Raw genomic sequence first — 13,709 nt, forward strand, 5'->3', positions numbered from 1 at the left:
CGGGGTCAGAAGTCGGTCGGGGCGCCGCCCTCCGCCTTGCGCCGTTCGACGAAGGCGGTGATTTCCTCGTCGACGGCCGGATCGAGCGCGGGCGGCTCGTAGGCCTCCAGCGCCTTCTTGTAGAGCCTGTTCGCCTTGTCGTGAGCGGTCGGGCTGCCGGCCTCCTCCCACGTCTCGAAATTGCGCCAGTCGGAGACGATCGGCGCGTAGAACGCGTCCTTGTAGCGGTCCTGGGTGTGCTGCGTGCCGAAGAAATGCCCCGCCGGCCCGACGTCCCGGATGGCGTCCAGCGCCAGTGCGTCTTCCGAAACATCAAGCGGCGTCAGGTACTCGGCGATCTTCTGCAAAAGGTCGATGTCGGTGATGAACTTCTCGAAGCCGGCGCTCAGGCCCCCTTCGAGCCAGCCGGCTGCATGTTTGATGATATGGGCGCCGCCATTGATCGCGCCCCATTCGGAAAGCGTCGTCTCCAGGGCCGCCTGGTAGTCGACGGTGTTGGCCGCGCAGACGCCGGAGGAGCGGAAGGGCAGGTTATAGCGCCGGGCGAGCTGGCCGCTGACGAGCGCCGCCTTCATGTATTCCGGCGTGCCGAAAGCCGGGGCGCCGGAGCGCATGTCGACATTGGACGTGAAACCGCCATAGACCACCGGCGCGCCGGGCCGCACGATCTGGGCGAAGGCTATGCCGGCCAGGGCTTCGGCGTTCTGCAGCGTCAGGGCGCCGGCCACCGTGACGGGGGCCATGGCGCCTGCCAGCGTGAAGGGGGTGACGATGGACACCTGACCGGCTTTCGCCATCTCGATCAGGCCCTGCAGCATGGGCGTGTCGAGGCGCAGCGGCGAGGATGAGTTGATGACCGTCGCGACGCAGGGTGTGTTGACGAATTCGGCTTCGGAAAGCCCGTTGGCGATGCGGGCGATTTCCATGCCGTCCAGGTTGCGCTCCCGACCGAGCGAGTAGATGTGGAACACCTTGTCGGTGAGCCGCGCCAGATCGGCAACGCAGTCGAGATGGCGGACGGAGGCGTGAAGGTCGACCGGCTCGACGGGGTAGCCCATCACGCAGTGAATGATGTTGAAGAACTGGGCGAGCTTCAAGAAGTTGCGATAGTCCTCCTGGTTGCCCGGGCGGCGGCCCTTGTCCTGGTCCACCGCATTGGGGGCGCTGGCGACGCACGAAAAGGCAATCGCATCGCCGCCGACATGAAGGTCATGGGCGCGATTGCGCGCCCGGATGGTGAACTCGGTCGGCGCCATGGCGACCAGTTCGGCCACCATGGCCCGGTCCATGCGTACCCGCTCGCTGCCCGGTGCCACGTCGGCGCCGGCGGCGCGCAGCAGGTCTCGAGCTTCCTCATGCAGGAAATCGATGCCGATCTCTTCGAGCACGCGCATGGAGGCGTCATGGATCGCTTCCAGCTCGTCCGCGGAGACGGCTTCCAGGGGTTTGTAGATGTGCCGTGGCTGTCTGAACGGCTTTTGCGGGAAAAGATCCGGTCCGGCCTTTTCGCCGCCTCTGCGCCGTCGCCCGCGCCGGGCGGGTGGCGTTTCGGCCATCAGGAGTACGTCAGTATCGACCGTCATTTGATGATCCGCCATGTCTTGCTTGTGAAAAGCCGGCCGCAGCGGAATCCGGACTGCGCCGTTGGAGAGAATCTACCGGAGGTGGCGGTTTTTGCGGGCCATCTGAGAACGACGATGAGTGCCACGACTGCGACATTGCCGCCGTTCGGGTTCCCGCGGAGCGTCCGGGCGTAAACTATGGCTTGACGGCAGCGGCGGCGGACGTGATCAGATCGAGGGTGTCATTGATGAGGGGTATCGTGAGCGAGCGGCTTTCGGATGAAGATTTGCTGGCCTTCCTGGAGACCCGGCTGCCGGTGGATGACTGGAACGGCGTGCGCTTGCGGCCGCTGCCGGTCAGCTATACCAGCCGGTTCTGGTGGCTGGATACGCCCGGCCGCGTCTATGTGGTCAAGGAGTTCTTCCCCGGCAACGAGGAAAACCCGGTTTATCCGACCCTGCCGCATCAGGAGGCCGATGCGCTCAGCGTCCTTTCGCGGCACGCGCTGTCGCCCGATCTGGAAGCCTTTGCGCAAAGCCCGGTCGGCACGCCCCTCCTCGTCTATGGCTACGCATCTCCGGGAAGTTTCGAGATCGGCGTCGGTGAAGCCGCGGAGCTCATCGGACGCTTCGCCGCGCTGAAGGAGCGGGTGCCCGGGCACATCACCGTTCCCTCCGGTTGGCACGAAGTCCTGGAAAGCGGGGATGCCATGCTGGCCGCGATCCCCGAAAGCCGGAAGGCCGCCAATCTGAAGCGGCTGCGGCCGGCGGATAGCGAGGTGAAGAGAACGGCGCCCGTCCGCTCTCTCGTCCATCGCAGCTTTTGTCTCGGCACCATCCTGGCGACCGGAGAAGGCGCCCGGCTGATCGACTGGCAGTTTGCCGGACTGGGCGACCCGGTCGAGGACATCGTCTGCTTCGTGTCGCCCGGCCTGGCCATGCTCTACGGTCTTCATCCGCTTGTGGCGGATGTCGAGGAGATGTTTCTGGAGCACTATCCGGACCAGGAGACCGTCGGCCGGTTTGCCCAGGAGCGCAGCGCCTATCACTGGCGCCTGGCCGCCTATTGCCTGTTCCGCCACGAAACGCTGAGCCATATCAACGCGCCCGCGGCCCGCGCTTATGGCCGGGCGCTGGAAGAGGAGGTCGACCTGCTGCTGCGCCTGAGGGGCAGGTGACGCTTGCGGGCTGGTGTGCGCTCGGCTTTCGGATGCGGCTGCCTGACCTTCTTTGTTCACCGGATTCGAAACGTGAAGATTGCCGTCGGCAGGCGTGTCGGTTAAGACCGGTCCAAGTCAAATTAAATCGTTAAGGACGGGCAGCATTCATGAGCTCTCAAGGCGCAGTTGCGGAAGTCGGCCTGATCGGCCTTGGCACCATGGGCGGAAATCTGGCCCTCAACATTGCCGAACACGGCTTTCAGATCGCCGTTTACAACCGCACGACTGAAAAGACCGATCAATTCATGACGAAGGCCGGCGAACTGGCCGCCAAGCTGGTGCCGGCCAAAACGCTGGAAGATTTCGTCGCGTCGATCAAATCGCCGCGCGCGGTCATCCTGATGGTTCCGGCCGGTGACACCGTGGATGCGCAGATCGACGCACTGCGTCCGCTGCTGGACGCCGAAGACCTGATCATCGACGCGGGCAACGCCAATTATCACGACACCAACCGCCGTGCCGCGGAGGCTGCCGAAAAGGGGCCGCGCTTCATGGGGATCGGCGTTTCCGGCGGCGAGGAGGGAGCCCGCTTCGGTCCGTCCATCATGGGCGGCGGCGCACAGGACGCCTGGGATCAGGTCGGCCATATCCTGGAAGCGATTTCCGCCAAGCACGAGGGCGAGCCCTGTGCCGCCTATCTCGGGGAAGCCGGGGCGGGCCATCTGGTCAAGACGGTCCATAACGGCATCGAATATGCCGACATGCAGATGATTGCCGAAGTCTATGGCGTCATGCGCGACGGCTTCGGCATGTCCGCAAACGAGATCGGCGATGTGTTCGAGACCTGGAACGGCGGCGTTCTGCAGTCCTACCTGATCGAAATTTCCGCAAAGGTGGCCAAGACGGCGGATCCGGAAACCGGTGAGCCGATGCTGGACATCATTCTCGACAAGGCCGGCCAGAAGGGCACCGGCCGCTGGACGGCCATCGAGGCCCTGATGCTGGGCACGCCCGCCAGCGCGATCGAAGCGGCCGTCGCCGTGCGCAACATGTCTGCACGCCTGGATGAACGCAGGAAAGGCGAAGCGGAATTCGGGCCGGCACCGGCCGCCATGGACCGCGAGGCGGTCAGTGTCGAGGCCCTGGAAGGCGCGCTCGTTGCCGGCAAGATCATCTGCTATGCACAGGGTTTCGGGCTGATCCTGGAAGCCGCCAGGCAATACGGCTGGGCCATGCCGCTGCCGCAGATCGCCCGGATCTGGCGCAACGGCTGCATCATCCGCTCCGCCATGCTGAACGACATGGCTTCGGCCCTGAGCGACGACGCGGAGCGCAACCTGATGCTGGCGCCGTTCTTCTCCGAAAAGCTGAAGGAAACCGAAGCCCTGCTGCGCCAGGTGGTGGCACAGGCGGCGCTTCACGGTCTGCCGGTTCCGGCGCTCTCCGCCGCACTGTCCTATTTCGACATCATGCGCACCAGCCGCTCCACCGCCAACATGCTGCAGGGCCAGCGCGACTTCTTCGGAGCGCACGGCTTCGAGCGCACCGACAAGGACGGCGGCGGCTATCACGGCCCCTGGGCGATGGGGTGAGGACCGGCCTGCGAAGTTGATTATCGATCTCTAGATCGTCATCCCGGACGCAGCGAAGCGGAGATCCGGGATCGGTGAGCTGAGATCTCTCGGATAAGTGGCGAAGGCTTGTGGCTCTCCGATCCCGGCTCGCGCTGCGCTTGGCCGGGATGACGACGTAAAGGCAGAGTTAAGCTTTCTCAGCAGTTTGCCCGGCCAGGAGGCCGGGCTTTCTTGTCGGAAACCTACTGCGCCAGGCCGAGCGCCGCCATGTTGGCAATGGAGGTAGCCAGCCCGGAGTGATCGCGCAGTTCCACGATCAGGCGCGGGTTGCTGTCCAGCTTGCCGAGCGCGCCGAATACCGCGTGCCAGTTGATCGTGCCTTCGCCGAGCGCCCAGTGGCGGTCCGCATAGCCGTCGGCGTCCTGCAGGTGGACATGGCGCAGGCTGTTGCCGGCAGCCTTGACGTAGTAGTCGACCGGCGGCGCACCCGTCGAGCCGTGGGCGTAATAGGCGTGGCCGGTATCGATGGACACCTTGACCGCATCGGAGCCGAAGCTCCTTGCCAGTTCCACGCGGGCATGAGGATCCTTGTCCTCGATATTCTCGATGACCAGTTCGCAGCCGATATCTTCGGCGCGCCTGACGGCGTCCTTCATGGCCAGGTGGCAGAACTCGAGAACCTCCTGGCGGCTGCTGTCGCTGTTGTCGAGGTTGTTGTAGTCCCACGTCGAGTAAGGGCTGTGCACCACCATGTGAGTGCCGCCGAGCGCCTCGCAGACCTCAAGGCCCTGGAGCAGGCGTCTCTTGACGATCTCGCGGACATCCGGGTCCCGGGTGTGGATGGTAAAGCCCCAGAACGGCCCGTGTATGCCGACGCGTCCCCGGTGCCCGTCGAGCAGGACTTTCGCACGGTCCACCAGCGGCTGCCAGTCACCGTTCAGGACATCGGCCATCACGAAATCCTGCAACTCGAGGTCCCGTTGCTTGTCGAGCATCAGGTCGCGGTGGGTTTCGAGCGTCTTGAGATTGAGCGCGGCTCCGAGAATGGGAAGGTCGGCCATGAAACACCTGTTGGCGAGAGGGATGTGTTGCGTGTCTGATAGAGGGTGATCCTTGACACTATTGCGACGCCTGCCCGTCCTCAGTATCCGCGTTTGCGGTCGACGCTTTCCGGAACAGCACCCGTCTCGAAATACCGGCCGATGTTTTCGGCAACGATTTTCGACGCGGTGCTGGTGATCGTCGGGGCGGAGATATGCGGCAGGACCGTGACCTTCTCGTGCTGCCAGAGCGGGCTGGACCGGGGCAGAGGTTCCTCGTCGAAGACGTCGAGGACCGCGTGGTCGAGAGGGCCGTTGTCGAGAGCCCCGATCAGCGCCTTCGTATCCAGGATCGGGCCGCGGGCGAAATTGATGAGCGCGGCTCCCGTCTTGCACGATTGCAGTTCCTTGCGGCCGATCATGCCGCGGGTGTCATCCGTCAGCGGCATCAGAAGCACGAGGATGTCCGACTGCTCCAGCACGGACTGCAGACCCGCGGGACCGTGGAAGTCCTCGATGCCGTCGAGCTTCTTTTCACTGCGGCTCCAGCCGATCACGTTGAAGCCGTTGGCCTTCAGGCGCAGGGCCGCCGCGCTGCCCAGGTTGCCGAGTCCGAGCACGCCGACCGTGCGTTCGCCGGGGAGTTTGAGCTCGTGTTCCTGCCAGATCTTTTGCCGCTGCTGGCGCGTGTAGCGCGGCATGTCCCGGTGCAGATAGAGCGTCCAGGCCAGCACCGCCTCCGACATGGTTTCGGCCATTTGCGGATCGGTCAGGCGGACAATCAGCGGTCCGTCGGCGGGCAGTTCCGCCGTCAGCCGTTCGACGCCGGCCCAAAGGCTTTGAACCCAGACGAGATTTCCAAGGGCAGCCACCTTGGCCGGATCGGGATTGGCGACGATCGCCACCCTTGCTTCAGCGCGTTCGCGTTCGCTCAGGTCCTCAAAGGGCTTCACCTCGGCGATCCCCTCCAGAGCCGCCGGCAAGGCGGCGCGCCAGCTCTGGCGTTCATCTGCGCCTGCTTCGGAAACGAAGGGGACGATAGGCGTCATGCGGCAAATACTCCGGCCTCGTCGGCAAAGCCCTTTATCTCGATGGGGTTGCCGGAAGGGTCTTTGAAGAACATGGTGCTCTGCTCGCCGGGTTCGCCCTGAAACCGGATCGTCGGAGCAAGCACGAAGTCGAGGTTAGCCGCCGTCAGTTTTTCCGCAAGGGCCTTCCAGGCCGGCATGTCGAGCACCACGCCCAGATGCGGCATCGGCACCATGTGCTCGCCGACCTTGCCGGTGTTGGTGGTCTTGAACGGTTCGCCGAGATGCAGCGAGATCTGATGGCCGAAGAAATTGAAGTCGACCCAGGTCTGCGTGCTGCGGCCCTCCCGGCAGCCAAGCAGCCCGCCGTAAAAGGCACGGGCTTCGTCCAGATCGGTGACATGATAGGCGAGATGGAAACAGGGTTGCATGGGGGCTCCTCGAGGCAGCGATGATGACGGCGGCAGGGTGCTGACATCAGGCTCTACGAAAATTTCCGTCCACAACGCAAGTGTCATCGTGCGCTGGCGCCGTCTTCGCCGGTACGCTCAGAGCCTGCGCGAGGCGTTGGCTGCCATTGAAGCTACTGGTCCGTCTCCGCCAGGAAGACGTCGTTCTCGGTCGGGCCGAGACGCAGGTCCCAGGTATTGAATTGCGGAACCAGCCGTGGAACCGGCGCAGGGCGTTTCTCGATGATCGAAAAATGCTGAGGCGCCAGCCGGCCGATATTGGCCAGCAAAAGAAAGTCGGCGATCCGGGCATCATAGCGGGCACGGACGTCATCGACCTTGCTCAGCAGCAGTTCCCGCTCGCCATTGAGAACGTCGAGCAGCGTGCGCTGGCCGCTGTCGAATTCCACCTGCAGGCCTTTGACCGCTCTCCGGTTGGCCTCGATCGCACGTTGGGCGGCCTTGGCGCGCAAGCGCGAGGCGGCGCGCTGTTTCATTGCCCGGATGACGTTTTCGCGGATGATCTGCTGGGTGTCGTCGAGCTCGTATTCCTGCTGAGCGGCAGTGTGCCTGGCGCGCTTGACGGCGGCAACGTTGCGGCCGCCGGAAAACAGCGGCGCGGTCACCCGCAGCCCGAGCCGGAATTCGTCCTCGTCCTGATTGCCGAGATTGCCTCTGTAGCCGGTCTCCCAGCCGCTTTCCACCGACACCCTGGGCAGCATGTCGCCGACCGAGGCCCGCGCCGCGAAACGGGCGGCCCTTGCATCGGCGATCGCCGCACGGATGGAGGGGTTGTTCTGGAATGCCGTCGTGATTGCATCGTCGAGACCGGCAGGTTCGATCGACTTCGGAATGGCGGGCCAGCCGAGCTTGCCGGGCTTGCGGCCGGTCAGGCGCTCATAGAGCGCTTCGGAAGCTTGCAGGTCACCGACGGCCTGGTCGGAGTTGCCCTCGGCTTCGGCATAGCGGGCGAGTGCCTGTTCGATGTCGGTCCGGGTGGCGTCACCTGACTTGAAGCGGGCGCGGGCCGCGTTCACCTCCCGCTGCACCACGTTCCTGTAAGCCTGCAGATGAGCAAGGATCGCACGGTCGCGCACGACCCGTAGATAGGCGTCCGCCGTGTCGAACAGCAGGCTCTGCTCCGCGCCGATCAACTGGTTGCGGCCGGAGACGGCTTCTTCATGGGCCTGGTTCAGCCGGTTGACCCCGGCAAAACCCTGGAACAGCGTTTGCGACATGCTCACGCCCAGCTCGTGAGAATAGGACCGGTCGCTCGTGCCGTTGCGATCGTTGCGGTAGGCGTATTGCTCTCCGAGATAAGTGCCGGTTACCTGCGGCAGAAATTCGGACCGTGCCGTCCAGATGCCCTGGTTCGTCGCCTCGTATCTCGAGCGCTCCGCCTTCAGTCCCGGATTGACCGCATAGGCGGAGGCCATCGCCTCCTCCAGGGACTGGGCCGAGGCCGGTGCGCCGGCAAGCGAAAGGCCGATGAGGGATGCGCTTGCCCACAGCCGGACCAGATGGCTTTTCCGTCCGCGCATCAGGTTTGCCGGGGCAATGAACACTGTCATGAAACGACCTGCTTGTTGTTGGCGCTTAAGGTAAGTTTTTATGGTTAATCAAAGGTAAGCCGTTTGATGGTTCTGCAATCGATTTCTGCAAGCTAATTCAGCGCCCTAATTGCGATTTTTACCGTGCGCGCGACGTTCTCGGCGTCGTTTGAGCGTGGGCATAAATACCCAGGCTCGAAAGGATGCTCCTGGCCGGCTTTCCGTTCCCGCACCACTCCTTCCTTGATATTTTTCACAATAAAATTGTGGTCCGCGGAAAGCCACATTTTGGTGGAATAAGCAGGAAAATCGGCGGGTTTGGAAGGAATCTTCCGGCGTTGTCGAGGCTCGCGGAGAAGCCATTATCTAAAATTCGACCGATAAAATTATCGAAGCGGAATTGATTTGCTCCGAGAAACGTAGCGCGCGCGGCGGGAAGTCAGTCCCGGGGTGGGCTCGTGCGTGCTGGAAGAGATATAATTCTGGAATCTGGATACCGACTGCAATGCCATCTAACGGGAAATCAACACGCGTCGACAAAGCTTACGAGCGGTTGAAGGCAGAAATTCTGAAAGGTGAACTGCCGCCGGGGTTTCAGGCGCCCGAGCCGGACATTGCCGGCCGCCTGGGCATGAGCCGAACCCCCGTGCGCGAGGCCCTGATCCGTCTGGAGGCGGAAGGGCTGGTTCATCTCATTCCGCGCCGCGGGGCAAGGGTCCTGCCGATCTCGAACAAGGATCTTTCCGAGATATTCGAAATCCTCGCGGCCCTGGAAGGGCTCGCCGCCGGTACCGCCGCCAAGGGCAATTGCGGCGAAGACCTCCTGAGAACCATTGAAGTCGTGATCGATGATGCGAACGCGGCGCTTGCCGCCAGCGACATGGAACGGTGGGCCGAACTCGATGACCGGTTTCACAAGCTGATCGCGCAGGCCAGCGGCAATTCCCGGCTCGAGCACGAAATCGAAGGACTTCTCAACCAGGTGTTCCGTGCCAATTCCATGCTGCTGCGGCTGAACAAGGCGCCGGCCTCCAACGCCGACGATCATCGCGGCATCTACGAGGCGATCAGCGCCGGCGATCCGGACAAGGCCTCCAGCATCGCGACCGCGCACCGGCTGGGCGGCATGACGACCATGCAGCGCGTGCTGGGAGCCTGCGGCTTGTCCCACGTCTGAGCCCGCCTCCTTGCCGGTTGGCAAAGGCTTTAACCTGTACGGGCGGGTGCCGGACCGGTCGACTGGCCGATGATCAGCTCGGCGTCCAGGTGGAGGGACGCCGGCTTGGCCCCCGGGTCGGCGATCATGGCGAGCAGCAGTTCGGCGGCCTTCTGTCCCGCGTAGCGCACCGAAGACCGCGTGCACGTGAAGATCGGCACTTCCCCGCTGTTGGGGAGGAACGACAGGGCGTCATCGTGAGTGATGATGGAAACGTCCTTGCCGGTTTTCAATCCGCACTGTCCGACGCCGCGGGCGACACCGATTGCCGTGATCATCGAGGAGACGAGAAAGGCGGTCGGCGGATTTTCAATCCGGAGCATCTCCATCGCGTTGTCGCAGCCATAGGGCTCTGTCATGTCCGCACTGCGCATGAGCGCCGGGTCGGCTGCGAGCCCGCGGGCGGCGAGCGCCTCTTCAAAGCCCGTCCGCCGCCGCCGGGCGAAATCCATGTTTTCAAGGCCGTTCAGCAGCGCGATACGGGTGTGGCCGAGGTCGAGCAGCAGATTGGTTGCCCGCTCGAAAGCCCGGCGGTTGTTCATGTCGATCCACGAGGTCTCGTTCTCGGCGCCGGGAATGCGGCCGTGGACCACGAACGGCAGATTGAGCTCCTTCAGGAGTTCGTGCCTGTGTTCACTGGTCGCCGGGCCGTGAACGATCACGCCGTCGGCCTTCTTGCGTGACGCGATCTGCCGATAGGCCTCCTCCTCATGGGCGTCGTCGACCACGCTTATGATCATGTCGTAGCCGTGCTTCGAGTAGGTTTCTCCGGCCCCTGCAATGAACTCCAGAAAGATCGGGTTCATCATCTCGTGTATCGAGCGCGGTATGACGTGGCCGATCGCCATGGAGCGCCCCGTGGCCAGCCGCCTTGCCTGGCTGTTGGGGGCATAGCCGAGCTTGTCCGCCATTTCGACAACGCGCTTGCGCGTTTCGGGGCTGACCTCCGGATAGCCGTTCAGCGCGCGGCTGACCGTCGTTTGCGACAGGTTCAGCCGTTGCGATAGTTCCTTAAGGTTTACACCTTTGCTCATGAAGGCTCAAAACGCTTTGAAAGCGCCCTCCCGTAGGCCTGTTATTGAAATGCAACATTAATTCCTCAGTTGTCGACTTGACAAGACCGTAGTGTAACGACATGGTGAGGGCGAAATCCAAAGCGGTTTGGATAGCCGGTTCTGGGAGGGATGCCTGTATCGGCAAGTGCGTGGGTATTGCTGCCAGGTGGTGAGGTGTGCCACTTTAAATAGAGGGTCCTGGGGTAAGGACAATCTGGGAGGATTGACATGAAATCACGTTTGATGGCCTGCACGGCAGGCGCAGCACTGGGCGTTGCCTTTGGCATCAGCGCAGCGGCGGCGCAGGATCTGATGTATGCGCCCGGTGAAGATTCCCGTTTCAACTGGGACAGCTATCAGGCCTATGCCGACTCTCATGACCTTGGTGGTGAGCAGCTCACCATTCTGGGGCCGTGGCTCGGGCCGGACCAGGAGGCGTTCGACAAGGTGCTCGCCTATTTCGGTGAAGCCGCCAATGTCGACGTGCGCTACACCGGCTCCGACAGCATGGAACAGCAGATCATGGTCGATGCCGAGGCCGGCTCTGCTCCGAACATCGCGGTCATCCCGCAGCCCGGCCTTGCAGCCGATCTCGCCAGCCGCGGCTTCCTGACGCCGCTCGGCGACGAAGCCGCGAACTGGATGAAGGAAAACTACGCCGCGGGCCAGTCCTGGGTCGATCTCGGCACGTATGAGGGCAAGGACGGCAGCGAAGCGTTCTATGCTTTCCCCTACAAGGCCGACGTGAAGTCGCTGGTCTGGTATGTGCCGGAGAACCTCGAGGACGCCGGTTACGAAATTCCGCAGACCATGGAAGAGCTGAAGGCGCTGACCGAGCAGATCGTTGCGGACGGCGGGACGCCCTGGTGCATCGGACTCGGATCGGGTGCGGCAACCGGCTGGCCGGCAACCGACTGGGTCGAGGATCTGATGCTGCGTACGCAGCCGCCGGAGGTCTATGACCAGTGGGTGACCAACGAGATCCCCTTCGACGACCCGAAAGTCGTCGCGGCGATCGAGGAATTCGGCTGGTTCGCACGCAACAACGACTTTGTGGCCGGCGGCGCCGATGCCGTTGCCTCGACCGATTTCCGCGACAGTCCCAAGGGGCTCTTCTCGGTGCCGCCGCAGTGCTACCTGCACCGCCAGGCCTCTTTCATTCCCGCCTTCTTCCCAGAAGGGACCGAAGTGGGTCTTGATGCCGATTTCTTCTATTTCCCGGCCTATGCCGAGAAGGATCTTGGCAAGCCGGTCCTGGGCGCGGGCACCCTGTTCGCGATCACCAAGGACAGCAAGGCCGCGCATGCCTTCGTCGAGTTCCTGGAAACCCCGATCGCGCATGAGCTTTGGATGTCCCTGGAGGGCGGCGGATTCCTGACGCCGCTAACGAGCGTGAACAACGAAGTCTATGTCACGGAGACGCGCAAGGCGCTCGGCGACATTCTTCTCAACGCGACGGTCTTCCGCTTCGACGGCTCCGACCTCATGCCCGGCGGCGTTGGCGCCGGGGCGTTCTGGACCGGCATGGTCGACTTTGTCGGCGGCAAGCCCGCCGAACAGGTGGCCGAGGAGATCCAGACTTCCTGGGAAGGCCTGAAGTAAGGGCCATTGGAACAACAATGTCCGGGGCAGTGCGCTGCCCCGGACAGGACCGGGATCGCCGGGCCGTACCTCCAAGAAAAATCGCTGAAAACGGTATGACCCAGATCGACCTGCATTCGGGTTGATTGACCTGAGTGCGGGAAAGTTGATCCCTTTCAAAGTGCTAGAGCATCCATGTGGCGTCCGGCAGGAGGCAGGTTGTTCTAGAGACAGGTTCTCGGGAGGAGACCATGAATCCGGCACTTCAGGGGCTTATCACCATCATCATTGGTGTTGGCGGCTGCATCGGCTACTTCTATTTTTCCAATCAGATTCTGGACAAGGTTCTCTTTCCGCCACAGGGAAAGGACGCGGGGCGCAACATCAACCGGGCCAACATGATCCGGCCGTGGCTGTTCCTGTTTCCGGCCATCTTCGCTCTCGGCCTGTACCTCGGATATCCGGTGATCGAGACGTTGCGGCTGTCGCTGACGGACCGGTCGGCAGGCGGGGCCTTTGTCGGCCTTGCGAATTACTCCCAGATGGCGAGCGAGCCGAAATTCTGGGAAGCGATGCGCAACAACATGCTGTGGCTGATCGTCGTGCCGGCGATTGCGACCGCGTTCGGCCTCCTGGCCGCGCAACTGACCGACCGCATCTCCTGGGGCAATGTCGCCAAGTCGTTCATCTTCATGCCGATGGCGATTTCCTTTGTCGGCGCCGCTGTGATCTTCAAGCTGATCTATGACACACGTGCTGCCAACCAGGAGCAGATAGGTGTTCTCAACGCCCTTTGGCTGGCGTTCGATGGCGGCGCGGGATCCTTCATCGTGCTGCGCCTTCTGCCGGCCGTCATCCTGCTCGGCTTCGCCGCTCTGATGGCCTATATCATCTATCTGCTGGTCACGGCGATGCTGCCCAAGGGGGCGGGGCGCAGCACGGGAACCTGGTGGTCCGTGCCGCTGCGACTGATTATCGTGCTCGCTGCCGCCTGGATGATCTGGCTGTCGCTGAAGTCCGCCGTCTCCGTGTTCACGGCAACGCTGCCCTATGGCGAACCGCAGACGTGGCTCACCATTCCGTTCTACAACAACTTCTTTCTGATGGCCGTGCTGATCTGGATCCAGACCGGCTTTGCCATGGTGATCCTCTCCGCATCGCTGCGCGGCATTCCGGAAGAGACGATCGAGGCCGCCATCCTGGATGGGGCCAACCCGTTTCAGATCTTCTTCAAGATCAAGGTTCCCCAGATCATGGGCACGATCGTCGTCGTGTGGACCACCATCACGCTGGTCGTCCTGAAGATCTTCGATATCGTGTTCGCCATGACCAACGGCCAATGGGAGACGCAGGTTCTGGCGAACTACATGTACGACAAGCTGTTCCGCGCAAGCGACTGGGGCGTCGGCTCCGCAAGTGCGATCGTGATCATGCTGCTGGTGATGCCGATCCTTGTCTGGAACGTCTACAACGCTCGCAAGGAAATGCGCTGAG

The 13,709-nt window shown here is 62.9% G+C and carries 11 protein-coding genes; 5 read left to right on the top strand and 6 right to left on the bottom strand.

Translation table 11 applies throughout. The annotated features are described in order from the left end of the window. Positions 1–5 precede the first annotated feature (5 nt). Complete coding sequence (locus ON753_RS24370) at positions 6–1,583, bottom strand: trimethylamine methyltransferase family protein (protein ID WP_265966391.1); 1,578 nt, start codon at positions 1,581–1,583, stop codon at positions 6–8. A gap of 239 nt (positions 1,584–1,822) precedes the next feature. On the opposite strand from ON753_RS24370, the gene ON753_RS24375 reads away from it, so the two are divergent. Both ON753_RS24375 and gndA read left to right on the top strand, forming a co-directional pair. Continuing rightward, complete coding sequence (locus ON753_RS24375) at positions 1,823–2,740, top strand: aminoglycoside phosphotransferase family protein (RefSeq protein WP_265966393.1); 918 nt, start codon at positions 1,823–1,825, stop codon at positions 2,738–2,740. Between the two features lie 149 nt (positions 2,741–2,889). Further along, the gene (gene gndA, locus ON753_RS24380; RefSeq protein ID WP_265966395.1) at positions 2,890–4,314 is read left to right on the top strand and encodes an NADP-dependent phosphogluconate dehydrogenase; all 1,425 of its coding nucleotides are present in this window, start codon (positions 2,890–2,892) and stop codon (positions 4,312–4,314) included. 224 nt (positions 4,315–4,538) lie between these two features. Here gndA and ON753_RS24385 read toward each other — a convergent pair whose 3' ends face one another. The 4 genes from ON753_RS24385 to ON753_RS24400 form a co-directional block, all read right to left on the bottom strand. Next, the gene (locus ON753_RS24385; protein WP_265966397.1) at positions 4,539–5,357 is read right to left on the bottom strand and encodes a sugar phosphate isomerase/epimerase family protein; all 819 of its coding nucleotides are present in this window, start codon (positions 5,355–5,357) and stop codon (positions 4,539–4,541) included. An 80-nt stretch (positions 5,358–5,437) separates the two neighbouring features. Then, positions 5,438–6,385: a 2-hydroxyacid dehydrogenase gene (locus ON753_RS24390; RefSeq protein ID WP_265966399.1), complete on the bottom strand. Its 948-nt coding sequence runs from the start codon at positions 6,383–6,385 to the stop codon at positions 5,438–5,440. Then, entirely contained in the window at positions 6,382–6,795 is a 414-nt protein-coding gene (locus ON753_RS24395) for a VOC family protein (RefSeq protein WP_265966400.1), read from the bottom strand. Before ON753_RS24395 ends, ON753_RS24390 begins: the two co-directional genes overlap by 4 nt. A gap of 152 nt (positions 6,796–6,947) precedes the next feature. Next, positions 6,948–8,384: a TolC family outer membrane protein gene (locus tag ON753_RS24400; RefSeq protein WP_265966402.1), complete on the bottom strand. Its 1,437-nt coding sequence runs from the start codon at positions 8,382–8,384 to the stop codon at positions 6,948–6,950. 484 nt (positions 8,385–8,868) lie between these two features. On the opposite strand from ON753_RS24400, the gene ON753_RS24405 reads away from it, so the two are divergent. Next, positions 8,869–9,540, top strand: coding sequence for a GntR family transcriptional regulator (locus ON753_RS24405; protein ID WP_265966404.1), 672 nt, complete (start codon positions 8,869–8,871; stop codon positions 9,538–9,540). Positions 9,541–9,569: 29 nt separating this feature from the next. On the opposite strand, the gene ON753_RS24410 is transcribed toward ON753_RS24405, so the two are convergent. Then, positions 9,570–10,613, bottom strand: a complete 1,044-nt coding sequence (locus ON753_RS24410; protein ID WP_265966406.1) for a LacI family DNA-binding transcriptional regulator — start codon at positions 10,611–10,613, stop codon at positions 9,570–9,572. 249 nt (positions 10,614–10,862) lie between these two features. Between ON753_RS24410 and ON753_RS24415 the strand changes: the two genes are divergently transcribed. Both ON753_RS24415 and ON753_RS24420 read left to right on the top strand, forming a co-directional pair. Beyond that, positions 10,863–12,236: an ABC transporter substrate-binding protein gene (locus ON753_RS24415; RefSeq protein WP_265966408.1), complete on the top strand. Its 1,374-nt coding sequence runs from the start codon at positions 10,863–10,865 to the stop codon at positions 12,234–12,236. 230 nt (positions 12,237–12,466) lie between these two features. Beyond that, positions 12,467–13,708, top strand: coding sequence for a carbohydrate ABC transporter permease (locus ON753_RS24420; RefSeq protein WP_265966410.1), 1,242 nt, complete (start codon positions 12,467–12,469; stop codon positions 13,706–13,708). Position 13,709: the final 1 nt, after the last annotated feature.

It is taken from the genome of Roseibium salinum (genome assembly GCF_026240905.1).
In the GTDB taxonomy this organism is placed as follows: domain Bacteria; phylum Pseudomonadota; class Alphaproteobacteria; order Rhizobiales; family Stappiaceae; genus Roseibium; species Roseibium salinum.

Bases quoted from the DNA above. Each gene is read 5' to 3' on its own strand.
- ON753_RS24370 (WP_265966391.1), bottom strand. From the start codon at position 1,583: ATGACGGTCGATACTGACGTACTCCTGATGGCCGAAACGCCACCCGCC.
- gndA (WP_265966395.1), top strand. From the start codon at position 2,890: ATGAGCTCTCAAGGCGCAGTTGCGGAAGTCGGCCTGATCGGCCTTGGC.
- ON753_RS24385 (WP_265966397.1), bottom strand. From the start codon at position 5,357: ATGGCCGACCTTCCCATTCTCGGAGCCGCGCTCAATCTCAAGACGCTC.
- ON753_RS24390 (WP_265966399.1), bottom strand. From the start codon at position 6,385: ATGACGCCTATCGTCCCCTTCGTTTCCGAAGCAGGCGCAGATGAACGC.
- ON753_RS24395 (WP_265966400.1), bottom strand. From the start codon at position 6,795: ATGCAACCCTGTTTCCATCTCGCCTATCATGTCACCGATCTGGACGAA.
- ON753_RS24400 (WP_265966402.1), bottom strand. From the start codon at position 8,384: ATGACAGTGTTCATTGCCCCGGCAAACCTGATGCGCGGACGGAAAAGC.
- ON753_RS24405 (WP_265966404.1), top strand. From the start codon at position 8,869: ATGCCATCTAACGGGAAATCAACACGCGTCGACAAAGCTTACGAGCGG.
- ON753_RS24410 (WP_265966406.1), bottom strand. From the start codon at position 10,613: ATGAGCAAAGGTGTAAACCTTAAGGAACTATCGCAACGGCTGAACCTG.
- ON753_RS24415 (WP_265966408.1), top strand. From the start codon at position 10,863: ATGAAATCACGTTTGATGGCCTGCACGGCAGGCGCAGCACTGGGCGTT.
- ON753_RS24420 (WP_265966410.1), top strand. From the start codon at position 12,467: ATGAATCCGGCACTTCAGGGGCTTATCACCATCATCATTGGTGTTGGC.